The sequence below is a fragment of the Pedobacter polysacchareus genome (assembly GCF_019802255.1).
Lineage (GTDB): Bacteria > Bacteroidota > Bacteroidia > Sphingobacteriales > Sphingobacteriaceae > Pedobacter > Pedobacter polysacchareus.
The window spans coordinates 189,297-214,703 of the sequence record NZ_JAHYSS010000006.1; the positions used below are offsets into that span (position 1 = coordinate 189,297).

The 25,407-nt window shown below is 39.7% G+C and carries 22 protein-coding genes and 1 other RNA gene; 6 read left to right on the plus strand and 17 right to left on the minus strand.

Annotated features, from left to right (window positions below; all coding sequences use genetic code 11):
- Window positions 1-100: 100 nt before the first annotated feature.
- Entirely contained in the window at window positions 101-1,105 is a 1,005-nt protein-coding gene (locus K7X70_RS18285) for an SPFH domain-containing protein (RefSeq protein WP_222538432.1), read from the minus strand.
- A gap of 9 nt (window positions 1,106-1,114) precedes the next feature.
- A complete protein-coding gene (locus K7X70_RS18290) occupies window positions 1,115-2,488 on the minus strand; it encodes a hypothetical protein (protein ID WP_222538433.1) in 1,374 nt (457 codons plus the stop codon).
- Window positions 2,489-3,054: 566 nt separating this feature from the next.
- On the opposite strand from K7X70_RS18290, the gene K7X70_RS18295 reads away from it, so the two are divergent.
- The 3 genes from K7X70_RS18295 (at window position 3,055) to K7X70_RS18305 (ending at window position 5,256) form a co-directional block, all read left to right on the plus strand.
- Complete coding sequence (locus K7X70_RS18295) at window positions 3,055-3,210, plus strand: hypothetical protein (protein WP_222538434.1); 156 nt, start codon at window positions 3,055-3,057, stop codon at window positions 3,208-3,210.
- A 95-nt stretch (window positions 3,211-3,305) separates the two neighbouring features.
- Window positions 3,306-3,681, plus strand: an RNA gene (gene rnpB, locus K7X70_RS18300) — RNase P RNA component class A.
- Window positions 3,682-3,852: 171 nt separating this feature from the next.
- The gene (locus tag K7X70_RS18305; protein WP_222538435.1) at window positions 3,853-5,256 is read left to right on the plus strand and encodes a sigma-54-dependent transcriptional regulator; all 1,404 of its coding nucleotides are present in this window, start codon (window positions 3,853-3,855) and stop codon (window positions 5,254-5,256) included.
- Window positions 5,257-5,320: 64 nt separating this feature from the next.
- Here the strand turns inward: K7X70_RS18305 and K7X70_RS18310 are convergent, their stop codons facing one another.
- From K7X70_RS18310 to gatB, 5 genes are all read right to left on the minus strand, one after another.
- Window positions 5,321-7,114, minus strand: a complete 1,794-nt coding sequence (locus K7X70_RS18310) for a chloride channel protein (protein WP_222538436.1) — start codon at window positions 7,112-7,114, stop codon at window positions 5,321-5,323.
- Between the two features lie 10 nt (window positions 7,115-7,124).
- Window positions 7,125-7,847: an RluA family pseudouridine synthase gene (locus tag K7X70_RS18315; RefSeq protein ID WP_222538437.1), complete on the minus strand. Its 723-nt coding sequence runs from the start codon at window positions 7,845-7,847 to the stop codon at window positions 7,125-7,127.
- Window positions 7,848-7,876: 29 nt separating this feature from the next.
- Window positions 7,877-8,566, minus strand: coding sequence for a response regulator transcription factor (locus tag K7X70_RS18320; protein ID WP_062549537.1), 690 nt, complete (start codon window positions 8,564-8,566; stop codon window positions 7,877-7,879).
- 105 nt (window positions 8,567-8,671) lie between these two features.
- Window positions 8,672-9,778 carry an AhpC/TSA family protein gene (locus tag K7X70_RS18325; protein ID WP_222538438.1) on the minus strand — a complete coding sequence of 369 codons (1,107 nt, stop codon included), beginning with the start codon at window positions 9,776-9,778 and terminating at the stop codon, window positions 8,672-8,674.
- An 11-nt stretch (window positions 9,779-9,789) separates the two neighbouring features.
- The gene (gene gatB / locus K7X70_RS18330; protein WP_222538439.1) at window positions 9,790-11,253 is read right to left on the minus strand and encodes an Asp-tRNA(Asn)/Glu-tRNA(Gln) amidotransferase subunit GatB; all 1,464 of its coding nucleotides are present in this window, start codon (window positions 11,251-11,253) and stop codon (window positions 9,790-9,792) included.
- A gap of 401 nt (window positions 11,254-11,654) precedes the next feature.
- Here gatB and K7X70_RS18335 point away from each other — a divergent pair, with 401 nt between their 5' ends.
- Together K7X70_RS18335 and K7X70_RS18340 are read left to right on the plus strand one after the other, a co-directional pair.
- Window positions 11,655-12,680 carry a hemin-degrading factor gene (locus K7X70_RS18335; RefSeq protein WP_222538440.1) on the plus strand — a complete coding sequence of 342 codons (1,026 nt, stop codon included), beginning with the start codon at window positions 11,655-11,657 and terminating at the stop codon, window positions 12,678-12,680.
- A gap of 2 nt (window positions 12,681-12,682) precedes the next feature.
- Entirely contained in the window at window positions 12,683-12,817 is a 135-nt protein-coding gene (locus tag K7X70_RS18340) for an alanyl-tRNA synthetase (protein WP_222538441.1), read from the plus strand.
- A gap of 113 nt (window positions 12,818-12,930) precedes the next feature.
- On the opposite strand, the gene K7X70_RS18345 is transcribed toward K7X70_RS18340, so the two are convergent.
- The 7 genes from K7X70_RS18345 to K7X70_RS18375 all read right to left on the minus strand — a co-directional run bounded on the left by K7X70_RS18345 (window position 12,931) and on the right by K7X70_RS18375 (window position 21,092).
- Complete coding sequence (locus tag K7X70_RS18345) at window positions 12,931-14,004, minus strand: serine hydrolase domain-containing protein (protein WP_222538442.1); 1,074 nt, start codon at window positions 14,002-14,004, stop codon at window positions 12,931-12,933.
- 224 nt (window positions 14,005-14,228) lie between these two features.
- Window positions 14,229-14,699, minus strand: coding sequence for a DinB family protein (locus K7X70_RS18350; protein WP_222538443.1), 471 nt, complete (start codon window positions 14,697-14,699; stop codon window positions 14,229-14,231).
- Between the two features lie 118 nt (window positions 14,700-14,817).
- Entirely contained in the window at window positions 14,818-15,525 is a 708-nt protein-coding gene (locus tag K7X70_RS18355; protein WP_222538444.1) for a LytR/AlgR family response regulator transcription factor, read from the minus strand.
- 23 nt (window positions 15,526-15,548) lie between these two features.
- A complete protein-coding gene (locus tag K7X70_RS18360) occupies window positions 15,549-16,622 on the minus strand; it encodes a sensor histidine kinase (protein WP_222538445.1) in 1,074 nt (357 codons plus the stop codon).
- A 143-nt stretch (window positions 16,623-16,765) separates the two neighbouring features.
- Window positions 16,766-17,545, minus strand: coding sequence for a DUF4249 domain-containing protein (locus K7X70_RS18365; RefSeq protein WP_222538446.1), 780 nt, complete (start codon window positions 17,543-17,545; stop codon window positions 16,766-16,768).
- 14 nt (window positions 17,546-17,559) lie between these two features.
- Window positions 17,560-20,376 (minus strand): TonB-dependent receptor, encoded by a 2,817-nt coding sequence (locus K7X70_RS18370; RefSeq protein WP_222538447.1) that lies wholly within the window; start codon window positions 20,374-20,376, stop codon window positions 17,560-17,562.
- Window positions 20,376-21,092: a DUF4397 domain-containing protein gene (locus tag K7X70_RS18375; protein ID WP_222538448.1), complete on the minus strand. Its 717-nt coding sequence runs from the start codon at window positions 21,090-21,092 to the stop codon at window positions 20,376-20,378. The genes K7X70_RS18370 and K7X70_RS18375 overlap by 1 nt, the downstream gene beginning before the upstream one ends.
- A 296-nt stretch (window positions 21,093-21,388) precedes the next feature.
- On the opposite strand from K7X70_RS18375, the gene K7X70_RS18380 reads away from it, so the two are divergent.
- Window positions 21,389-22,810, plus strand: a complete 1,422-nt coding sequence (locus tag K7X70_RS18380; RefSeq protein WP_222538449.1) for a DNA/RNA non-specific endonuclease — start codon at window positions 21,389-21,391, stop codon at window positions 22,808-22,810.
- Window positions 22,811-22,883: 73 nt separating this feature from the next.
- Here the strand turns inward: K7X70_RS18380 and K7X70_RS18385 are convergent, their stop codons facing one another.
- The 3 genes from K7X70_RS18385 to K7X70_RS18395 form a co-directional block, all read right to left on the minus strand.
- Window positions 22,884-23,678 carry a methyltransferase, TIGR04325 family gene (locus K7X70_RS18385; RefSeq protein ID WP_222538450.1) on the minus strand — a complete coding sequence of 265 codons (795 nt, stop codon included), beginning with the start codon at window positions 23,676-23,678 and terminating at the stop codon, window positions 22,884-22,886.
- Between the two features lie 270 nt (window positions 23,679-23,948).
- On the minus strand, window positions 23,949-24,383 hold the full coding sequence (locus K7X70_RS18390) for a RidA family protein (RefSeq protein ID WP_222538451.1): 435 nt from the start codon (window positions 24,381-24,383) through the stop codon (window positions 23,949-23,951).
- Window positions 24,384-24,463: 80 nt separating this feature from the next.
- Entirely contained in the window at window positions 24,464-25,375 is a 912-nt protein-coding gene (locus tag K7X70_RS18395; protein WP_222538452.1) for an alpha/beta fold hydrolase, read from the minus strand.
- Window positions 25,376-25,407 lie beyond the last annotated feature (32 nt).

The following is a 25,407-nucleotide window of genomic DNA, read 5'->3' on the forward strand; positions in this document are numbered from 1 at the left end:
AATTCAGCCTTTTTGCTTAGAAAGCTATAATGGTGAGATAGGTTTAACGCTTCTGACCTACGTTTTGCAGATTGGAGTTTATGACGCCGAGCAAAACTATTTACAAGTGCGCTAAATACTCTTTTTTCTTTTGATCGAACTCTTCCTGCGTAATGATTTGCTCATCCAGCAACAGTTTTAGCGTCTTCAACTGTTCAACAGGATCTTTTCCAGCAGCAGGCTGGATCACTTCATCTATTTTATCATGGAATACTTTTCCCATATTCATCGCGGCACCCAATGCAATTCCGGCACCAGCCATACCGCCTTCATTTTTGGCAGCATCTCTTAAGGCGCGTAGTTTTTCTAATTCAAAATAGGATAATCCACCTTTAGCAGCAGCCATAGCATCTGCTGACACATCGGCAACTCTACCAATTCTAAGTTCGGTTGCTTCATCAAAGGAATTGCCTTCCACCCTGAAATCGGTCAGTACAGTCCCTAATTTCGCAAATTCCGCTTCCAGCTGAGTTTTCAGCTCCAGGGTAATCCTATTTAGCTCTGCATCAATCCTCGTAAAGGGGATTTTAGATCCGGAAAGATACGACGAAAGCATTTGAGGAATACGAGACTGGATCAACTCACGAAATACCTCGGTCGTATATTCCTGTTGTGTACCGGCATATTCCGTAAAAAGTTTTTTCGCATCCAGCAGCCGATAAGAAAAGTTTCCAAATGCAGAAAGCTGTACAGGAATCTGGTACTCCACATCGATATATTTCACTGGTGATGAGGTCCCCCATCCCTGATTCACAACTTCAGCTTTGCGATAAAAGTAGAGCCCAAGTTTGTGTTCAGACTCGAATAGCTGTGCTACTTTGAGTAATGAGGTCACAAAAGGATGATTATCAGTGGCGATATCATATACACCTTCGACATCAAGTACATCAGTCAGCTGGCCTTCGTACACCAGAATGCAGCCTTGTCCAGGTGCAATGACGAGCTTGCTGGCATTCTTAATCTCATCTGTAGCGCTGGGATATTTCCAGAGCAGCACATCAGGCTGTTGAGGCTGCCACTCAATAACGGTGGCCAGTTGTTTTTTTAGAAAATTAAAAAATCCCATATCTTTTTTTTATTTTGGGTCAAACAAATTATCCGCATCCAATTCTTTAATCATTTTTCCAGCATTGTCAATGATCACTATTTTATTGACACGCCCTGGTGATCCATAATTGTAATAGTTGAAAACCAATCCATTTCGATAACCATAAAAATTATGGTCATCAAAAGAATACTTTACGACAGGCGGCGTATATGACCAAATCACTTTTCCTGTTTTGCTGTCGATTTTCTGAATAAAGGGATTACCCTGAGGATTGGCATTCGGCAGTCCTTTAATGTAAAGATTTGCACTGTCCTGGTAGACAATATCAGCATCGAAAAACATTCTATCAGGTGTAAGGTCTATGAACCTGGTAAAACGTGGCTCAGCGAACAGTTTTTTTTCATAGGTATACGTACCTGTATACCTACCAGAGCCTGTGGGATCCATGCGGACTTTACGCCACTTCACCTCGTGGTTATACGGATGCTGCACAGGATAACCTGGATTATTCTTGTACCAATATTTGATAAGCTGAACCTTTTCCTCAGGATATTCATTACTCTTTTCCGAGAAAATGTAATGTACCGTTTCTACCGCACCAGGATATAGACTTTCTAAGCCTTCCTTTGCTTCCCTTAATTCCTGATAGCCAGAATAGATTTTCCTCGACAAGGGATAATAAGAATATTCTTTACCATCATTCGTCATGATTTTAAAACCATCTCCTTGTTTCTCAGAAATAAATCCCAGCGTGGCAATACCTGAACTCAATTCGGGTAAATTCCCAAAAAACCTGGAGGTCATATCCTCCAGTGTGTTGCGCTCTTGGTTTACCAGGTACACCCGATTGCTTTTGTCTGGGCAGATATAAATATGCCCATCGCTAAACAGCTGAGAACGCAAATAATAACTATCCTTCCACTCCGTCATTGGCTCATCGTTTAATACCTTATTTTTGGTGGGGTCGTAAAAACGCATCAGATACTGATCAGCCCCCCGATCTCCATAAGTGCTCCTTATAATCTTAAACAACAGTATTGGATATGGAGAATCTTTGATGCTATAGGCTATAAAAGAGTCGAAACGCTCATGGTATTCCTTGGCTTTGCTGCTTCCTGCACCTGATTTCGATTTTTCATCAAAAAAAATACCGAGAAATGTTTGCAAAAGAATGACTAAAATGATAGCCCCTAACACGCTAAAAATGATTTTTCTTGCTTTTGGATTTAAAGCAGTCGATCCATGATTAGTATAGCTGTGCCGAATATTCACATTAATATCATCATTATCCAGAAAATATTCGGTACCACAATTGTTGCAGATATAATGATCTTCCTTAACCTCCTGTTTTTTAACGCTGCCACATTGTGGACATTTTAATGCTTTTATTTGTTTCGACATATGTAATCATCCATCAGAGCCTCCTCTATCCTTCAACAAATCAGTAGTTATCAATCAATAATGACCCTTTAATTTTTTAAATTTAAGCATATCTTTTCTTTTCCTTGGTCAACAAACCGCTTTAAAATTAATTTACTACGCAGCTCTTTTAAATTGGAGATAGATTTAACTCGCAATTAACCCCCGACATACGCTATATTTTTTTCACAGATTTTCCGCGCTTACACTTGCTCTGGTATTGCGCTCCTTTTGTCCGAGCAAAACAAAAACACAACAAGAGCAAAACAAGAGCAAAACAAGAGCAAAACAGATAGGCCATTCAACCTAGTCAAATTACGGCCACTTACGACCTATCTTCTTTCATTTTCTTGAGTTTTTAAAACCGATCAAATACACTATGCTCTTTTTCGAAGAGATTGCAACTCAATTCATGATTAAACACTATTTTCCATATAAACTATTTTATTTCTCAAAAAAAAACATCAAAATTTGATGATTCCAGCAATCTTCATGTTAAAAATTATACCTACGATTACTTTAGGATCGAATTAAACTAAACAATTTCATTGGATCCTTCAGCGGCAGGCCAGCATCAGCTGGAACTCAACAAAGATAAAATGGTCAAAACACCTGGTGCTCTTGCTGAAATTCAGCTCCTCAACGAAACGGAAAAAACTATTCCTGAACCATTTAACCACAGAAATCACTGGTACAGCCCTTAAACTGGAAGCACTATAAAAACAAATGAAGCCTAAATCGATAAAGAACCTGCCTTATAGCAAACAACGCTGTTTTTTTATATCTTTGTCGCACAAAAAATGCAAGCTGTTCTATCGCTGCGATTTATCGGAGAGGAAAGTCCGGGCAACACAGAGCATCCCGCTTCCTAACGGGAAGAGGCTTAGGAATGAATACCTGAGTTATGGAAAGTGCCGCAGAAAACATACCGCCGATGGCTTTTTAAGTACAGGTAAGGTTGAAAACGTGAGGTAAGAGCTCACGAGTATTCCGGGCAACCGGATTGCTGGTAAACCCCGGGAGTTGAAAGACCAAATAGGCTAACGCATGTAGGGCTGCTCGTCCGATGTTAGTGGGTAGGTCGTTAGAGATAAATGGTGACATTTATACTGGATTAATGGTAGAAAGGCTGAGCAATCAGCTTACAGAACCCGGCTTACAGGCTTGCATTTTTTTATTTAATCCCTACGTGCTAAAAAGCAGGTAAATACGTTTTACCCCTGGTTACAAAAAAGTTTTATTCAATGGAAATAATTGCCGGATCGAGCATCAACAATGTTAAAAGCAATTATATTCAAATGAAAATAATATATTCGTATTCCTATTAAAATTGATGAGCAATACCTATGGCAAGATTATTAATAATTGATGATGAACGCGCAATAAGGAGCACACTTCGTGAAATCCTAGAGTATGAAAATTACGATGTAGAAGATATTGATAATGGTGTTGACGGTTTAGATTTGATCAAAAAAAAGAAATTTGATCTGGTATTGTGTGACATTAAAATGAATAAAATGGACGGTATGGAAGTGCTGGAACAAGCACAGGCCTATAGTCCGGACCTTCCTTTTATCATGATTTCTGGCCACGGAACCGTAGAAACAGCGATTGAAGCGAGTAAAAAAGGAGCCTTTGACTTTATCTCTAAACCACCGGATTTAAACAGGTTATTAATTACGGTAAGAAATGCGCTGGACAGGGGTACTTTAGTCACCGAAACTAAGGTCCTGAAAAGAAAGGCCAGCAAGACAAGAGATATATTGGGTAGTTCTGAGAGTATTGGAAAAATCAAGGAAACTATTGAGCGCGTTGCCCCTACTGATGCCCGTGTATTGATTACCGGCGCAAATGGTAGTGGTAAAGAACTAGTTGCAAGATGGTTACATGAAAAATCCAACCGTGCAGACAGCCCATTAATCGAAGTTAACTGTGCGGCTATTCCCTCGGAACTGATCGAGAGTGAACTATTTGGACATGAGAAAGGATCCTTTACTTCGGCTGTAAAGCAGCGTATTGGTAAATTCGAACTGGCCAATGGCGGGACTTTATTTCTGGATGAGATTGGTGACATGAGTCTTTCTGCTCAGGCCAAAGTTTTACGTGCGTTACAAGAGCATAAGATCAGCCGTGTTGGTGGAGAAAAAGAACTTGAAGTGAACGTAAGAGTACTTGCAGCAACGAATAAAGACCTTTTAAAAGAAATCGAAGATGGCAATTTCCGTATGGATTTATACCACCGTCTAAACGTCATCAACATTCATGTACCTCATTTAACAGAACGTATTGAAGACATTCCGGAGATCGCACAGCACTTCCTGGAGGAAATTTGTAAAGAATACGGTATGCCGGTTAAAAAGATCGGTGATGCAGCTATGGCGGCCTTACAGGCTTTACCATGGACAGGAAACGTACGTGAGCTGCACAATATGATCGAACGTTTAATTATCCTGAGTGATAAAGCTATTACAGAACAAGACGTAGCTGCGTTTGCGAACCCTGGCGGCGGCACAAACATCGGAGCGGCACATGCTGTTACTGGTCAGCAGGCAGTTCGTAGTATAGCTCAGAATTATGACAGCTTTAGCAATTTCCAGGATTATAAAGATCATGCGGAAAAGGAATTTATCAAGTTCAAGTTGGAGAAAAACAACTGGAACGTGTCTAAAACGGCAGACGATATTGATATTCAGCGCAGTCACCTTTACAGTAAGATTGAAAAATTCGGACTAAAAAGAACTGCAGAATAAACCGCATTTCAACAACAGTAAAACAATAAAAAAGCCAGCTTCCTTTTAAGGAGCTGGCTTTTTGTTATTCCATATAATCTGCCTGTCGGGCCAGTAATTTGCGGTATTTATTAAAGATGGCAGTCTTGGAGACAAAGCCAAGATAGCGGTCTTCTTCTGTCAGTACCGGCAAAGCCCATACATTTTCCTTTTCCATCTTCTGCATCACAGTTCTCATGGAATCGTTGATATGAACGGTATCAGGAGCCTCTTCAATTAAATCATTTGCCCTTACTTCCAGATGGTCTACCTGATTGATTCCTTTTTTCAGGAGTTCTTCCAGATAAATCAAGCCTTTAAAGCTGTGGTCTTCCTGAGCAACCACCGGAAAAACACTGCGTTTAGATTGTAGAATCTCAGGTAAGCGGTCTACAATTAAATCATCCTGATTTAAAACCAGGTAATCTTTCTCTACCAGATACCTTAACTTCATCATGTTCAAGACCGTAGAGTCTTTGTCTTCATAAGACAGCAGCTCTCCTTTTTCCGCAAGCGGTTTGGTATAGATCGAATATTTATTTTTACTTCTATTGATCAGGTAAGAAATTGCGGAAACAATCATCAGCGGCACCATTAATACGTAACCACCAGTAATTTCAGCGATCAAAAAGATGCCGGTGAGTGGCGCATGCATGATCGCACTTAAGGAGCCCGCCATTCCCGCAACAATAAAATTGGCCACATTCAGCTCTGCAAGACCCAGGGTATTCACGGTAAAGGCGAGCATAAAGCCCATCAAACCACCCATAATTAAACTGGGCGCAAAGATCCCACCGTTACCTCCGGCACTTAAAGTGATCAGCGTTGCCGCAGATTTAGCAAAAAGTGTGGCTAAGGTAAAAATGAGCACCAGCCATGGCAAATGCCTATATTCAGAAAAAATACTATTATTGATCACTGTGGAATAGTTTCCACCCAATAGATTTTTGATCGTGATGTAGCCCTCTCCATACAAAGTAGGGAATAGGAACACCAATAAACCTAACATCAATCCACCTAAAGCTACTTTCTTATAGGGATGCTGAATCTTATAAAAAGCGCCTTTTATATAGGCACTGGCTTTAGTAAAATAGATCGAAAAGAAACCAATGACTACAGCGAGAATGACATAATAAATCAGCGCATCCATCTTCCACCCTTCTGTGACCAGGAAAAACAGCTGTTCATTGTAAAACAGCCTTGCCACTACCGCTGCCGTGGCTGAAGCCAGCAGCAAAGGAATAAAGGCAGGAATACTGAATTCGGGGAGCAGAATTTCCACCGCGAACACAATCCCTGCAATCGGGCTATTAAAGGCTCCTGCGATACCCGCAGCAGCTCCACAAGCCAAAAGCATGGTTGTTTCCTTATAGGACAAGCCCAGGAAACGGCCGACTACAGATCCGATTCCGGCGCCACTGGTTACAATGGGCGCTTCCAGACCCGTAGAACCACCAAAGCCTACCGTTAAGGCGGCTGTGATGATCTGCGAATAAATATTATGGGGTTCTACCTTACTTGATTTTCTGGAAATCGTGTATAGCAAAGGGGTTAATCCGGTTTCAAATTTCCCTCTTCTAATGAAACGCCGGACATACATGACCGACAACAAGATCCCGATGAAAGGAAAAAAGAAGAAGAGGTAATATTTGTACTGCCAATGAAAACCTGTTTGCAGAAAATCCTCAATATGGTGTGTAATGGTTTTCAGCAAGGAAGCAGCAAGTCCGGCAAGGACCCCAACGATCAATGCCGCAATTACCAAAAAGTTCCTGTTTGAGATTTTAGTCTTCCGGTACTGGTTAATTCTGTCTACATAATTCACCATCCGTACATACATATCTTACTGTTTAAGCGTCAAATTTATCAAGTAATTTAATCAAGGTTGCAAAATCCTTAGGATATGGTGCATCAATCACGATATCAGCGCCGTCTAGTCCTTTAAACACCAAATGTCTGGCATGTAAAGCAAAACGTTTCATAATCGGAAGTTCTTCATCATCCTTTGCAATGCGGTAACCTTTTTTCATGGTCGATAAGAATACCGGTTTTCCACGGTACATATCATCACCAGCAATTGCTGCGCGCTGTGTAGCCAGGTGGATCCTGATCTGGTGCATGCGGCCGGTAATCGGCTTACATTCTACCAGGGTATAATGACGGTAATGTTTTATGGAATTAAAAATGGTTTCTGCACGTTTACCCTCTTTTCGGTCGATGGTAACGCTCTTATTCCCGTCGTTAAGGATGGGAAGGTCGATAAACAGCTCGTTAAAAGTAAACTGTCCGTCTACCACTGCGTGGTATACTTTGTTTACTTTACGCTTTTCAAATTGTATCGCAACGTTGCGATAGGCATCAGGAGTTTTCGCGATGATAATCGCGCCTGAAGTTTCTTTGTCTAAACGATGACATACCTGTGCATCAGCAGAATACTGCTTTGCCAAACGTAATATATTGACCTCGCCTGATCCGCCGCGCTCATCCAGCGAGGCTACAAATGGAGGTTTATTTACGACGATATAATCATCGTTTTCGAATAGGATAAGATCTTTAAAAGAAGGATATTTCAATACAGTGAATTTAATACTGCACAAAAATACTAAGAAAGTTCGAATTTATAGCCTACACCCTTCACTGTTGCTACATAAGTCTCCCCTAATTTCTCACGAAGTTTGCGGATATGCACATCAATTGTACGGTTGGTGACCACTACTGAGTCTTCCCAGATATTTTTAAGAATAGATTCTCGGGTGTACACTTTTCCTGGTTTAGAGGCTAATAAGTACAATAATTCGAATTCTTTTTTGGCTAAGACTACCTTTTGTCCGCCTTGAAACACCAGGTAAGCTTCCCTGTCAATTACTAAATCTCCGATTTCTACTTTATTATCAGAAACCTCATCAGCACTTGAATTTCTTCTTAATATGGCATTAATTCTACTCACCAATGCACGTGGTTTAATTGGTTTGGCGATATAATCATCTGCACCTACATTAAAACCAGCGATTTCTGAGTACTCTTCACTTCTGGCGGTTAGGAACACCATGAACGTATTTTTAAATTCTGGAATGGCACGCATTAACCTGCAAGCCTCAATTCCATCCATTTTAGGCATCATGATATCCAGGATGATCAAATCAGGATGAACTTTCTTGGCTACCGTAATTCCTTCCTGGCCATTACTAGCCAAAAAAACCTGATATCCTTCTTTTTTCAAGTTGTACTCGATCAATTCAAGGATATCAGGTTCATCATCCACAATCAGTATCTTTTGTTTTACGGTGCTCATAGCTTTAAATATTTGTTACGAAATTAGGTAATCAATTATAATATACCGTTAAAGCCAAGTTAACAAATTGTTAAGTAACTCTAGTGTGTTAACACGGATTTAGGATTATTTTAAAGTTTTATTTAAGAAAGCATCCAGCTCTTCACCACGTAGGTTCTTTGCAATAATTTTTCCGTTAGGGTCTAATAGAAAGGAACTTGGGATCGCTTCGATCTCATACTGCCTCACTACCGGGCCATCAAAATCTTTCAATTCGCCAGCATGCGTCCATGTTAAATGATCTGCAGCAATTGCGTTTTTCCATGCGCTAGCGTCTTTATCTAATGAAATTCCAAGGATGGTAAAGTTCTTATCTTTGAAAGTATCGTAAGCTTTTACCAGGTTTGGATTTTCCTGGCGACAAGGCATACACCAAGATGCCCAGAAGTCGATCAGCACATATTTCCCTTTAAAATCTGACAATTTCACTGGTTTACCATCTAAACCTGCAATGGTAAATTCTGGTGCCTGAGCACCTACAGATAAAGCTTTCAGCTTAGACATTTTTGTTAAAAACTCTGTTACCGAAGGATTGTCATTGAAGCTACTTTTAATTTTATCTGAGTATTCTACCATTTCTTTCTCGTATTCAGCAGGATTTAACAGGTTAATTGCATAGAATCCAGCTAAAGAGCTGCTGTTGTCTTGAGCGAATTTCAATACCGCTTTATTCAGGCCATCGATCTCTTTTGTGTATTCAGGTCTGAATTGCTCCATGATCGCTTCTCTTTTATCAGGTTGAGCGGCTACTGCTTCTTCAAACTTCGCTTGAATTGTACCAAGTTTAGCCATGTATTGGTTTTTAACCGTGTTCAATTCTTGTAGTTTATCTGCTTCCATTGCACCAGAAACCGTATAAGCTAAGTTCTTATCCGCTAAGTCGGCAGCAATCTTAATGTCATCACCATTTTTGGCGATGATCATATATTCATTATGTCCGGCAGAGATTCTAAAGAAATCTACGCCAGGTGTACTGTGTGAAAATTTAAACTCTCCTTTTTCAGAAAGCACTGTAGAATCCAAAGGAAGCACATTTTCTTTTTGTAGACCAAATAAGTAAACTTTACTTTTAGGTGTTGCGTTTTTAAATTCTCCACTAATGGTAAACTTACTGGTGTCTTTACATGCAGTAAATGCAAAACAGATCAATAACAGATATCCGAGTTTCTTCATTTGTATTCTTTTTACTTTAATTTATCTTGTAACAATTCGTTTATTTTCTGGGCATCTGCTTTTCCTTTGGCCAGTTTCATCACTTCTCCAACAAACAAGCCAAGCACCCCTTTTTTGCCTTTTTTATAAGCTTGTACCTGGGCTTCAAATTTCGCCAGTACTTCCTCTACAAAACCGGATAATTCATCGCTGTTCTCTACTATTAATAGATTCAAAGCAGCAGCTGTGCTCATGGCTTCCGCTGCTGGATTTTTCATCAGCTCAGGAAGTAATTGCTGTAAAGCAATCTGCTGGGTGATCTTTTTATCGTCTACGAGATTGATCAGTTCGGCCAGCTGTTGAGGCTGGAGTTTAAAATCAGCAATACTGATTTCCTGTTCGCTCAATAACGCTCTAATCGAACCCGTAAGCCAGTTTACCAGACTTTTCTTATTACTTACAATCGGTAAAGCGGCGTTAAAATAGGTCAGCAAATCACGATCTTCAGAAAGCATAGCAGCCTCAGAAGCATTAACGCCAAAGTCGGCAACTAATTGTTTGGAGATTTCTGCTGGTAATGCGGGCATATCGAACTTAATCTGCGCCAGCCATTCGGCAGAGATATGGATCGGGGCAAGGTCAGGATCAGGGAAATAACGGTAATCATTGGCCTCTTCCTTGGTTCGCATTGGGGCAGTTGTCCCCTGATCTGCGTCAAAGTTTAAGGTGCTTTGGATGATCCTCCCCCCTTCAGAAATTACTTCCTGCTGACGGTTAAATTCAAATTCCATCGCTCTGCGCACATTGCGGATAGAATTCAGGTTTTTCACTTCGCAGCGTGTACCGAACTCACTGGTTCCAAATTTACGGATCGAGATGTTCGCATCGCAGCGCAAACTGCCTTCTTCCATATTTCCATCACTCACATCCAGGTGACGTACCAGTTTCCTGATTTCTAATAGCAAAGCTGCGGCCTCTTCCGCAGAACGGATATCGGGCTCAGTTACGATTTCTATCAATGGAACTCCTGCCCGGTTCAGGTCTACAAAGGAAAATCTATCATCCTGATCGTGTAAACTCTTCCCTGCATCTTCTTCCAGGTGGATCCTGTTGATTCCTATTCTTTTTTCCTCGCCATTTGCTAAAGTCACATTCAGGAAACCATTCTGACAGATGGGCTTATTGTCTTGCGTAATCTGGTATCCTTTCGGAAGATCTGCGTAGAAATAATTCTTACGGTCAAAATAATTGATTTCATTGATGGTACAATTTAGCGCCAGTCCCATTCTAACGGCTTTAGCTACTACCTCTTTATTGAGTTTAGGCAAAGCACCGGGCAGAGCAAGGGATACCGCAGAGATGTGTTCATTGGGTTTAGCCCCGAAAGAAGCACTGTCTGAGGAGAAAATTTTTGATTTTGTATTTAGCTGTACGTGGATTTCTAAACCAGATACCAATTCAAATTCTGATGGAGAAACTGCTGTATTCGTACTCATTTATAGGCAATGATTAAAACTTGGTTTTCGATATATTTTATAGACAAATATAACGGAATTGAGCATTAACAGGGTAGTTTCCATCCATAATTATACAGTAGAGTAAAACTTTGATCCTTTAATTCCCTAAAACCACAGGATTTTGGTGATTGTGACAGCAGCAAATTATTATGCGAGAGGTCGTACATGTTATAAGCTTAATTTTCTTTTCACAGCATCATAAATCCTGTCGATCATTGATTAGGAAGCTGAACAGGGATAATAAGTGTTTTTTCCCAGCGTTAAAAGAAAGACAATTATGCCGGGTATTTATTTTTAATCATTCTAAATAACAAACAAATATGCTTACATTTACCAATATGTTCGCAATGAAAACATAATTATTTTAACCAGCACCCTTTATGATCGCCGCAACCAATCCACTTATAGAAAAATACGAAGCCTACAAAATAGCCAATCCTAAGAAACGCATCAGAGCAGCAGCACAGGATTTAGCGGTATCCGAAGCAGAATTATTAATGACTGGCCTGGGTACTACGGTTACCTTTTTACAACCTGATTTCGAGAAGATTCTGGAATCTGTACCTTCTTTAGGTTATGTAATGGCCTTAACCCGCAATGAATATTGCGTAAACGAAAGAAAAGGTGTTTATGAAAAAATTTCTTTCACACCGCATGCAGGCCTGGTTTTAGGTGCCGATATCGATCTTCGCTTGTTCCTCCGTGTATGGAAATATGCGTTCGCAGTCGCGGAAAATAACCGCCAGAGTTTACAGTTTTTTGATGCCAATGGTAACGCCATACACAAGATCTACCTGACTGACCGCAGCAATGTGGCAGCATATGAAGCTTTAGTTGCGCAATTCCTGAACGCTGAACAAAAAGCTGTCCTAATTGAACCAGCGCCGGCAGCTGCCCCAATCGCAGAAATTCCAGATTCGGAAATCGATGTAGCTGGTTTTCAGGAAGCCTGGAACAAAATGGGCGACAGCCATGAATTTTTCATGCTGCTAAGAAAATTCAAAGTAACCAGAACTCAGGCCCTACGTCTTGCACCAGCAGGAAGAGCAAAAGAAACTACTGTTGAAGGGTTTAGAAAAGCAATGACCTCCTGCTCAGAAAAACAGGTTCCAGTCATGGTTTTCACCGCAAATGCGGGTTGTATTCAGATTCACAGCGGAAATATTACAAAACTGGTGGAAATGGGTCCCTGGTTTAATGTTTTAGATCCAGAATTTAATTTGCACCTTCGTGAAGATGAAGTTCACAGCGTATGGCAGGTGGTAAAACCTTCTACCGATGGCGATGTCAACTCTATCGAATTGTTTGACAAAAACGGAGAAATGATCGTTCAATTTTTTGGTAAACGCAAGCCTGAAATTCCTGAATTAGAGGGCTGGCGTAAAATCCTGAAAGAATCGCTTTAAATATGACAAATACACCCACATCAGAAAAAAAAGCCGCCATTATTAAATGGGTAAAGAAATTTGGTTTCTGGGGATTTTTATTCTTCCTCATCAAAGGCCTGCTCTGGCTGGCACTTGGTTACTGGGTGATCAAATAGGCTAATTTTAATAAGAGGGGGTATTTCGTTGAGGTTTGAACCTTAACAAAATACCCCTTTGTTATTTTGGAAGTTTTCCTATTTGATCACCTGCTCAATCTTGATCTTCTTTCCTATTTAGAACTCAACTTTTCAATCTGATTGATCACCTCATTAATTCCTCTCAATTTTCCAGTAGGAATTAACATTCCATTTGCCAAAAAGATAACGGTAATCTTACTGCCAGGAAACTTTCTAAATGCCGTAGCCACTCCACCTGAAAAACCATAAGAGATTTTCCCATCTGTTTTGATCAGGTCCAAGCCATAGGTGAAATCTCTTTCCTGCTGATAATGGTAAGGTTTCAGCAGCTGCTGCTTTGTACTTTCTTTAATCAGCACACCATCATCAAATTGTTTATTCCAATTGATAAAATCGTTTAGACTGAGGTTTAAAGCAGCCGTACCATACATATACACTGGAAAAAACCAGTTGCGCTTCAGCATCGTTTGCTCATTTTCATATACATAACCATAGCTTAGATTTTTGACTACCCGCAAGTTATTTCCTTCAAAAACTGCAGCATTTTTAAAACTGGAAAACTGATTCTCGATGATGTATTGGGCTAAGGTTTTACCAGTGATTTTTTGAATGATGCGATTCAAAAGCCAGAAGTTCGTCTGGTTGTAATCGAACTGATTTCCTGGTTGAAACTTGATAGCATCCTTGTAGACTTTTGCTTTTGCAACAGATTCCTCTCTTTCCGTTTCATAGTCTACAATATCGGGCAAACCAGAAGCGTGTGTGAGGAGGTTTTCTATTTTTATCGCTTTCCAGGTATCTGGAAGATCGCTGATAAATTCTGCTATTTTGCTGTCTAATGAAAGCTTCTTTTGTTGGATCAATTGATAAGCCGCCACCACAGAAAACACTTTAGTAGTAGAAAATAAAGGGAAGATCACCTGATCATTTAATGGAATATTATACTCAATGTTCGCGATCCCATAGCTCTTTTTATGAATTACTTTTCCGTCTTTTATCACTGCTAAAGCGAGGCCAGGAATATGGTACTGCTGTTGAATTTCTTCGATATATTCATCCAGATCTTTATTCAGATTTGTGTTTGAGGCTGCGATCTGGGCACTGGACACTCCCGTGCTAGCGATCACAAGGAACAATGCAATCATCAAGAGCAATGTTTTTTTCATGAATGAGGTGGTTTGGTTTACGTGATTGCAAATATATAATTATACACCGCAGCAGCTGAATTACCTCCCAATAATCTGAAAAATAAAGCATTATATTATTCAAACTATCAATTAAAAACAGAGGTATGCGGAGAACATGTATATACATCAGCTAAAAAACTGGCCTGACTTCACCTGGGATGCGGACGCGATCTACACACCTGTTAATTAATGATCAAATTGAGCTATTCTCTAACATTTAGTATCTTTTTGATCAGCGCAATCTGTCCAAGATGGTAATGGGTATGTTCAATAATTCCATGAAGGTTCCTAAAATAGTTTCCGTACTTCGGATCTGTGAAATCTTCAAAAAGTTGCTCTTCCTTTAACCCTTCTATCTGTAGCGCAAAGCGCTCCGCCTCCATCAAAGCCTGGTCTACTAATTTTCTCCAATCTGCTTCAGATTTTATTGCTGGCGCATTAAAACTCAATTGATCACTGCCGTCCAAAGGTCCTCCTTCTAATACTTTTAATACCACACTCACATAATAATTCGTATGAAAAACCAAGGTTGCAATAGTATTCAAATCGTAGACTTTTGCAGTTGCTTGCTGCCAGCTTACATCGGATAAAGTGTCTCTTAGATTTACTGTTGTCCAGTTTCCACCAAAATGAACATCTCTAAAATGTTTTGCGATTTGCTGAATTGAATCCATATCCTAAATTCCTGTTAAAAATCAAATACTCATAGTCGACTCCTATAAATTTGGAAAAAGATATTCAGAATACAAATAGGCATGGAGAGAATGAGGTAAGTTTAGGATCATATTTTACCTAAAAATTCAATTGAGCAATGTAATTTTGAAATTGCTGACGATAAGCTTCTCCAATGGGAATATCTACTCCAGCTACGGTGATCTGTGATTTCTGGATAGACTCGATCTTATTCAAGGCTATTATAAAGGACCTGTGCACTCTCATAAAATTTCCTGAACCTAGCCGTTCTTCAACTATTTTAAGTCCTATTCTTGTGGTGACAGGTTTTCCGTCAGTATTGTTAATTCTCACATAATCCTTCATGCCTTCAATAAAAGTAATCTCCTGCACTTTCACTTTTACCAATGCGTAATTTGCATTGACGAAGAAGTGATCATTTTCGTCCAATACCAGCTTTTTTTGTACGTGTTTACTTTGGTATAAAACATGGGCCTTTTGTACTGCCTTTAAAAACCTCGGAAAGGGCACTGGCTTAATCAGGTAGTCCACCACATCCAGGTCAAAGCCATCCAGAGCATGTTCTCCATAAGCGGTCACCATAATCACCATTGGTGGATGCTCTAAAGCCCTTAATAATTCCAAACCGTTGATTCCAGGCATCTGGATATCCAGAAACATCAGGTCGATTTGCTGGGTTTTAAGGGTTTCCATCACTTCCGCTGGCTTCCGACAAGAGGCCACAATATTTAAATAAGGAAGCTGACGGACATTGTCTTCCAGCAAATCTAAAGCTGGTTTCTCATCATCAAGGAGTAAACAATTCATAGTATAAATTAATTTGAAACGGCCTATAAAGCGATTTGGAGCTTCACCGTAAACGTTTGATCATTTTTTTCGATATTGATCTGATGCTGGTCGGGATAAAGCAACGCTAATCTTCTGCACACATTAGGTAATCCGATTCCGGAATCCTTTTCCACCGCATGGACCTGCTCAGCAAGGCCGTTCATCACTATCAGGTGTAACCTTCGTTCCCCCTCTTCTATTTTCAGAAACACATCAATAATAGGATCATTCAAATCCCCTATCCCGTGCTTAAACGCATTCTCTACAAATGGAATCAGGAGCATCGGTGCAATTGTAAAGTGTTCATAAGGGCCGGTCAGGTATAAGTTTACCTGGATATCATCCCCAAATCTGAGCAATTGTAAATTGATGTAATTTTTCAGGTATTCTACTTCATTGGCAAGGCTGATTCTGGCGCCATCATGGTCGTACAGCATATAGCGCATCAATTGCGAAAGACTGATTAAAGAAGGTTCCAGCAACTCCGATTTTTTCCTGGCCATAGAAACCAGCGTATTTAATACATTGAACATAAAATGAGGACTGATCTGTGAGGAAAGAAAGGCCAGTTCCGTTTTAAGGTTTACATTTTCCAGCTCTTTAATTAAGCCTTCCCGAGCTATTTTATCATGGTATAACCGATAGCAAAAACCGATGGTAATCACAAAAGCGAAAGGGATCAAGGAGATCCATAACCGGGGATTAGCAGGACCTGGCTTGCGAATTCCCCGCTCCTGATTCACATGGCTTTCTGCTGCTAAGCGCTCCCTGAATTGCGGCCTGGCAGGCATCATCAAACTATTTAACCCGATAAATACCATCAGACAAAGCACTAATAAACCACTATAAATCCAGGAACCGAATTTGCGGTCTTTTAAAGGATAAATCAGGTAATAATGTATATAAAAAACAAGAACCAGCAGGATGTTAAACCAGAGCTCATGCTTTAACATTTCTGCCCTCCTCTCCGCAGGAAAATCATTGCCACGAAGCAGAAATGGCAGACTCAGTAATGGCAGTCCAATAAAAAGAGGAATCAGGAAATTAAAGACTTTGCTGTAGGTCGATTTTGTCATTAGATATTATGGTTTTCTATCTTGATGATGCCATCCTAAACTATTCATCAGGGTTATAAATGCTAAGTTTAGGATGGTTTCATCTGATCTTCAAATGTAAGCTTCGAAGTATAAAAATGAGTGTCAATGAATGTTAAGGTATGTTAATGTGTCACCAGAACATTTAAGGTATCGGCGCGCATCGCGGTAAATATCCCCAGGCCATTTTGAACATTGGTATATTGAGGAGTTAAGTTTAAGGAATTGGAGCTGCTGCTGCTGATCGCTTTGCTATATTCTTCATTGATATGAAAAAGCAATACCTGATAATTCCCTAAATAGTTAAACGTCATTTGCTGTGTTTGATGAGTGGCAACCGTACCCAGGATACTTTCAATATCCTGGTAGGTACGGTTAAACCTGGAATCAGTAGGCGTTTTATATAAGTCTGTATTTTTAAACACCATCATATAGTTATCTTTCCCAGGGTTATTCCAATTGAAAACAAGCGGTATAAAGGCTGCCGGTGTAGTCCCAAAAGAAAACTCAGGGACAACTTGTGTGGTACTGGAAACCCTGAATCCTGTTGGTTTCCCGGGAACACTGGTCTCCGCAGTAATGGTTTTACCCAGATACTCGAAACTCAGCGCATAATGTTGGTGGTCTTTCACAAAACTTGCATCTGCATAATTGTAAACCCCGGGGCTGGTTTCCGATAACAGTACCTCATCTGTTCCATTACTGATTTTTAAGTTCAGATTGGTGATGGGATAGCCGTGTGTGATGGTATCTTCCATAAATTTCTGGTAGGACACTTTTACCTGTATAGGTACGCCGGGAACGAGATAAGCCTGAACCACCGGCCTGTCGTAATAATCGTTCTCTACATCCTGCGATTTTTTACAGGAATAGCAGCAAATGAGTAGCAAACTTAGGTACATCAATCGCATTATATTTTTTATTTCCATCTTAAACTGAGCGTTATATTAGGGGTAAGTCCGAGGTAATTCACATTAGAAGTAATCACCTGATTGTTAACGATGGTATATTGTTTATACCAGATATTGGATCGGTTGTAAACGTTAAATAATGAAAAACCGATACTACCTGTCTTCCGGCTATCTACTTTTAATAAATCGTAAGTAATGGCTACATCCATTCTATGGTATGGCGCCATCCGCAGCGCATTTTTATCACTAATCGTCAGATAAGAATGGCTTTGACCGGTAAAATCATCCACTGTATAACTCGTTAAAGGTGCGGTATAGGGCTTGCCAGTAGCGAAAGTCCAGGTGGCGGAAAATGCCCAGCGTCCGAGATGGTAAAGGTTCACCAGTTTCAGTTCGTGTCGGGTATCCTGATTGGCCGCAAATTCCCCACCATAAACATCGAAGTTATTGATCGCTTCCGCCAAAGTATAACTGATCCAACCCGTATATTTTCCTCTTGTTTTTTGCAGTAATACTTCTAAACCTTTACTATAGCCGCTTCCGGTATAGAAATGTTCTTCCAGATTCTGCAGTCCCCCTCTTCTATTTCCTCCGGTCATTCTTTGAGCATACTCTGATAAGTTATCTAGCTTTTTATAATAAGCTTCAATATCTATCAAATAGTTTTTGGCCTCATAGCTGGCTCCGGCAATATAATGGAGCGAAGAGCTCACCGGGATGGCGGTATGATTAGAAAGCACCCAAAAATCACGGCTGCCAGACAATACATCTTCCCGGATCACACGGTTGGCAAACTGGTAAAACTTACCTGTTGAAGCTTTTAAGGTAATGCGATCGGTTAAGGTATAAGTGGCCGAAAAGCGAGGTTCCGAATAGAATTTCCGGGTCTGATCATAATAGGTTCCCCTCCATCCAGCTTTTACCTGTAAATGATCTCCGAGGTCGCTTTCCAACTCTGCATAAGCACCGGAAGTGATCGCTTTAGTATTCTGGTCGATGAGCTTGCTGGTATCATTCTGACTATTTTCATAATACACGTGCTGGTTGGATGCAAAAATGCCATAGTTCAGTTTCAATTTTCCTGTGGCCTGATATTCCCAGTCAGATTTCAGACTAAAATCTTCCAGACTATTCTTTTCCAGTGTTCCAGTCTTGATTTCCTGACTCACACCGGCGGTATCCGAAAAATTCACGGTACTGGTGTTGTCCCGATCGCTATGGTATCTGGAATAGCTGACTAAAGTATTGGAATATAATTTAGGACTCCATCTTTTCGACCATTTCAAGCTGGAACCCAGGTTACCATAGGTGGTTTTGTCGGTCATACCGATTCCACCAGCCCCAGCGCCAATTCCGGAAGGCAGCGAAATCGACCTTGTATTGTCCAGGTTGTCATTCCCCTGGTAAATACTCCAGGAAAATTTATTCTTATCGTCTGGAGTATAAGTGTATTTCGCATTTAAATCATAGAAATAGGAGAATGGAGTAGAAACGGTGACTTCAGCACCGCCTCCAAAACCACCTCCGCCGCCCCCCGGCCGGCCCATTCCCTGTCCTGGAACTCCGGTAGTACCGGTACTCGCAGCACTGCTGGCATTAAACTTATTGAAAATCTTATTATACAGTGGTCCCTGGTAAGAATGGCGGAAAGCCAATAACAAGGATGATTTATCATTTAACGGACTTTCCAGGAAAACATTTGCGCTCATTAAGCTGAGGTCAGCAGAGATATTGGCTTCCTTGATGTTTCCTTCCTTCCCAACAATATCGGTTACGCTGGATAGACGACCGCCAAATTTGGCAGAAAACCCGCCTTTATAAAGCGTCACATCTTTTACTGCATTACTGTTAAAGGCACTAAAAAAACCATACAAATGGTCTACCTGATAAACAGTAAAACCATCAAACAGCACCAGGTTCTGGTCGGGAGTTCCACCTCTTACGTAAGCACCCGAGGAGGATTCATTACTTCCACTTACTCCTGGCATGAGTTGGAAGGACCTCAATATGTCTTTCTCGCCAATGTTTGGTAATTCGTCTAGCTTGGCAGGAGAAATTTGCAGGACACTGATTCTCCTTTTGTCGGTTGACATCAGCCCATCACTTTTCTTGTCATTAATGGTCACTTCATTCAATGCCCTGACGGCGACAAAGAGCTTAATGACCAGTTCCTCTTTGATATTATTTTGATTCAAAAAGAAAACTTCCGGCTGATAACCTACATAATGAACATCCAGGATACAGGTATCAGATGGTACATTTAATAAGGTAAAATAGCCATCAGTATTGGTTTTGGTACTGATATTTGTATTCCTCACCTTCACAATTGTTGCTGGCAGGGATTCCCCATTTGCATTGTCAAGGATTTTACCACTGATGTTAAATGGCCCTGTTTTCTTTACCGCTTTTGTTTCCAGCTGCTGAGTATACGCTAAAGGCCTTGCAGCGGGGATCTTATCTTTTTCCAGACGCTGCTCTCTCCCGATTTTCTTTAAGCGGCTGACATCTTCAGATGTTCTGATGATGTAAACCGTTTGATCTGCGTCGATCCAGTAACGGAGCCGGTTTTGCTTACAAAGCCCATCCAGCAGGTCTTTTACATTTTCATTATCGTAATGATCCACCACATTATATTCAGAGATCATTTGCAAGTCGTACACAATTCTAACGCCTGATTGCAGCGTGATCTGATCCAGCATACGGCTCAATGAACAGGTGTAAAAACCCGAAATCGTTGCTTTACTATCCAGGGGGCGCTGCGCATTTGCTTTAGAAAAACACAAAGCAAAGACCAGGATAATCCATAAAAATTTCCTGTTCCCCATTATAGATTTGTAATCAATTGCGCAGAAAAAGGTTGATCGTTGTTCCCGGCTGCATTTTGCAGACCCCTTGAAATAATGGTATAATACTTTCCTGCGGTCAGGGTATTCTCAGGCAAACTGGTTATCAATTCCTGTGTGTCATGGTCTTTGAGCTGCAGGTTAAAAGTGCCCGGATCTACCGCGATAAATTCGCTGGCGCCCTTATAGGAAATATTGCTGATGAGGTTTCCTTTGTCTTCTATGGCAAAATCCAATGCCCTGGTATCCGGCGACAAATGAATGAACCTGATAAAGGCTTTTTCTGTGGAAGCTACAGTCATCACATCCTTCACCAGCAGGCCATTCAGATTTTCCCCTTTGTCTATTGCGAAATAAGAATAGACGGTATTCTCTGAAAGCGTAATGGTTTTACTGAGCAAGGCATCCGTACTGCTGGCGGTCGTAAATTTCATAGTGTGATCACCTGCTGTGTATTGCACATAGTTTAATACTCCACCAAAGGGAATCGCCCCGGTATTCACCTGTGTGCCGTCCAGGTAAATATTAAAAGTACCCAAAGTTGGAGCAGCATTGATGATGCTCAGATAGGACGTATTGCTGGTGGTGGTGTCGTTCTTCATGCAAGCCGTCGACAACTGGATAAATAAACCCATCATCCCCCATAGGCTGACACTTTTTAATCTGGTTCCGATTGTTTTTGTAGATTTCTTCATCATAATTTTAAAATTTAGCGGTGTATTATCTGTTTACTCCAGCGAATTTTGAGAATTATGATGTTAAGAAATGTTAATTGAGACGAACGGGGTTATATTTAGGATCAAGAGGTTGATTTTGGCGAAAAATAAGTTTGTGAGGATATTACTGTCATCAACATCTCGAAATAATAGGAAGTGATGATTTAGGTAACTGTTTTTTGAAGACCGCTAATTAATGTTAAGCAATTAAAAAATTGCTTGATTATTTAACGTTTAAATAATATTAAACTCATTATTTTGCGCCACAAATCAAATTTATGAGAATAAAACACTTACTTATTTACAGTTCACTGGTTATCTTTAGTTTAGCTGGTTGTTCTAAACAAATTACCTCTGACGCAATTGAAGCCCCAATAGAAAAGCTACCCGAAAATTATAAAATCACAGAAGATTTTGAGAACGTGACTAAAACTGGATACGCTGCAGCTGACATCAGTATCTCTACCGGATCCTGGAATTTTGACGATGCCCTAGTCGGTGATCTAGCCGCAGATCTTAAAAACGGAAAAAAAAGTGTCCGAATGAGAACTGGAAAAATCACTATGAATTTCGACGTTGCAGGACTAAAAACCTTATACATCAGCCACGGTAAATACGGAAAAGACGCAGATTTCACCTGGCAATTATTGATGTCGGAAGATGGAGGAACAACCTTTACGCCGCTTGGTACAGAAATTCAGGAAAAGAATACCACATTGGTAACTGACTCCTTCAAAATTGATGCTAAAGGAAAAGTGCGCTTCCAGATCAAAAAAACAAGCGCAACAGTACGTCTTAATATTGATGACATCATTTTCAAAGGAACCGGAGAATCAGGTATTATCGTAGGTACTCCTGACACCGACCCGGGTGAAGATCCTTCTACACCTCCAAGTTCTGATCCTTCAAGAGATCTTGTTATAGGTGCTGATGCACAACCTGCTACTGGTGACGATAGCAATGCACTTTTTGGAAACCCATCTGAAGCCAATGGATTAACTCCTGATAACTACTTGCTGAATATGAGCTATTATGTTCAGTCTTACAGCAGCAGCCGCGGTACACCAAACTGGGTGAGCTGGCATTTAGATCCAAAAACCATTACCCAAGTCACTAAGCGATTAGACAATTTCGCAGGTTACTCAGGTTTACCAAGTAATTTTTACCAGGTATCTAACACCAGTTATTACAATTCAGGTTTTGATAGAGGTCACAATTGTCCATCGGCAGACCGTACCAGCTCAACAGCAGCAAATGGTGCAACTTTCCTAATGACCAATATGATCCCGCAAGCACCAAATAACAATCAAAAACCATGGGCAGACTTTGAAAATTACCTAAGATCTCAAGTAGTTTCAGGTAATGAAGTTTACATCATTATGGGAAGTTATGGAACTGGTGGTATCGGTAAATCCGGAGCACTAACTACTACAATCGATAACGGCAAAGTAACTGTTCCAAGTAATGTATGGAAAGTAGCATTGATCATCCCTAATGGTAACGGAGATGCTTCCAGAGTGAGCACTTCTACCAGGGTAATTGCTTTGAATACACCAAACGTGAATACCATCGATACGGATTGGAAAAAATACATTGTTACCGTTAGAGATATTGAAAAAGCTACCGGTTATAATTTGCTTTCTGCATTGCCTCAGGGAGTTCAGGATGTGATTGAAACCAGGAAAGACGCTGGGAACTAATAGACTTCATTGCATTTATAAAGAAGCGTTCGTATGCCTACGAACGCTTCTTTTTTTTAAGTCAATTCAACCTCTAAGAATTTCTTACCAGGAAGAATCCTTTATCGTAACCCTGTACACTATTATCAATGTTAATTTGCTGCTCACCAACTACGTATGAGGCAAACTCAGTTTTGATCTCATAGTTATCGAAATGCGTAAGAAAGTTCTTTTCATTAAAAAACCATGAAGGATACTTTGCTTCGTAAATCTCTGGAGATACAATTTGCAAAGTCAATCTATCAGGGTTGTTATCGCAAATGAAAGCCGTTCGATCTATCAGAATGTATTTAAAGTCGATTTTTTTCAATTCATTTAGAAATTCGTGGGGCTTTTCCAAATACTGTACGACACCTGAGAGCAATAATATATCCGCTTTCTTAGTGCTCATGCTATCAGCAATTGTCGGATGGAACTTTAGAACATCATCCTCAAACATTGTTTTCCCACAATTCACATAGTCCTTTTGCTCCACTACACTCCAATGCACTTTTAGTCCCGATGGAATAAAATCACGAACCTGATAATAGGTGCTTCCTAATGAACCTCCAAAATCAATTACATTTAAATTATTATTGCAATTAATAGCAGCGTATAGAAGAGCGGTTATTATGGAATATGGATATATCTTTTCATCAAATAATACAGAATCCCGTTCGTAAACGGCCTCACCATTTTTTATCTTCAATAATGAATCGCGTGTTTTATTTAAAATTAAATCTGACTCATATCCTCCAGAAAGCGCTACAAGTTCGCTCCAATCTTTATAATCACCAAACCATCCATATCTATTGTTCTCAGCTTTCTTTTTCCTCTTAAAAAATGACATATACAGTCTATAATTTGTTTGGTGAAATATAGAAATTTACTTTGACAGATAGTAGTTTTTAATCTAATGAAACCTATGTTTATTATAGAGCTTAAACAATAAAAATAGGCGTTAAGTTAGGATGTTGTATCATCGCTGTCTGAATTTTTATTGACCATAAATTTATCCTATCCTAGATGAGTAAGAAGTCCGTTATTTTTTCTTTTAATTCTACTTTGGAAAGATTGTGCAAACTGTCAAAATAAGATCTGTCTTGCTATTTTTGTCTTACTATTTCGAATCAGCTATGCAATCAATCTCAATCATGGCATTTTGTGGTAAGGCAACAACTTGAATTGTGGTTCTGGCAGGCTTATTCATTGGTAAATATTTAAGATAAATTGCATTAACAAAATGTAATTGAGTAATGTCTGTCAGATATATATTCACTTTTATCATATGGCTAAAATCTGAATTATTCTGCTCTAATATGGCTTTTATATTCTCCATAATTTGAATTGTTTGGCTTTCCAAATTAGAGGCTAATAATCTTGTTGAAGGATTAATACCCAATTGCCCAGAAGTGAAAATTAAGCCACTACCATTCTTTACTGATTTTGAGTAGGGTATGTTTTCTGAATTGTTCGTATAGATTAAACTCCTTTTATGCAGTACACAGGAGCTTAAACTTATCACTGTGAAAACCAATAGTATTATTTTCTTCATTATAATTAAATATTTCAAAAAAAAATGAGATACAGAACCATACAATTCTATATCTCATTTTTTTGTGAAGTTGAGTAAATTTATTGCTCAATAAAATTTAATAATTCTGCATTGAATTTTGAAAGCTCTTCAATGAATAAAGCATGACCACTTTTCTCTAATGGAACCAATTTCGAGTTTTTAAGAAGTACATGCATTTGTTCGGCTAAATCATAAGAACAAATTTTATCCAATTTACCGTGTAGAATAAGTGTAGGAATCTTAATCTTTTTCAAGTCTGGTCGAAGGTCACTGTCTCTTAGTGTTTTTAAACCTTCGGCCATTGCGTATGGAGATGCTTGAGCTTGAATTGTTCCTAACCATGCACCAAGTCCTGATGATACGCTTGTTGCGTTTGCTGGAAATATTTTTCCGAAATTTTCAAATAATTGTGGTCTGTTAGTATTATTTAAGTGTATTAAACCATCAACATCTTCTTTTGTCCAAAGACCATAGTTAAAATCAGCTCTTTTTGTCCAGATTGGGGCTGCAGCTCCAAACAAAGCCATTTTCGAAACATGCGCAGCATTGTACTTAGCTACATAATGAATAACGGTTGCTCCTCCCATTGAAAACCCACCAATTGTTGCGTTTTGGATATTCAATTTATCAAGCACAACTTTAATATCATCTGCAAAAACATCATAATTGTATTGGCCGGCAGGTTTGTCTGAAAGACCAAATCCTCTTAATGTAATACCAATTACTCGGTAGCCTTTTTGTATTAAATCCATATATTGGTATTCGTACATGGCATCACTTAGTGGCCAGCCATGAATCAATACAACTGCTTTCCCTTGTCCAAGATCAGTAACATGAAGTTTTACATTTTTTTCAACTTCTATATATTCTTCTCTTCCTAAAGCTGCTGGAGTTCTTTGGGTTTGTGAAAAAGAAACCTTACTTGTAAAAATTATAGTAAGAAGTCCGATTGCTAAAATTAAATTTTTCATTTTGTTGTTTTTATAGTATTAATTAATTTGAT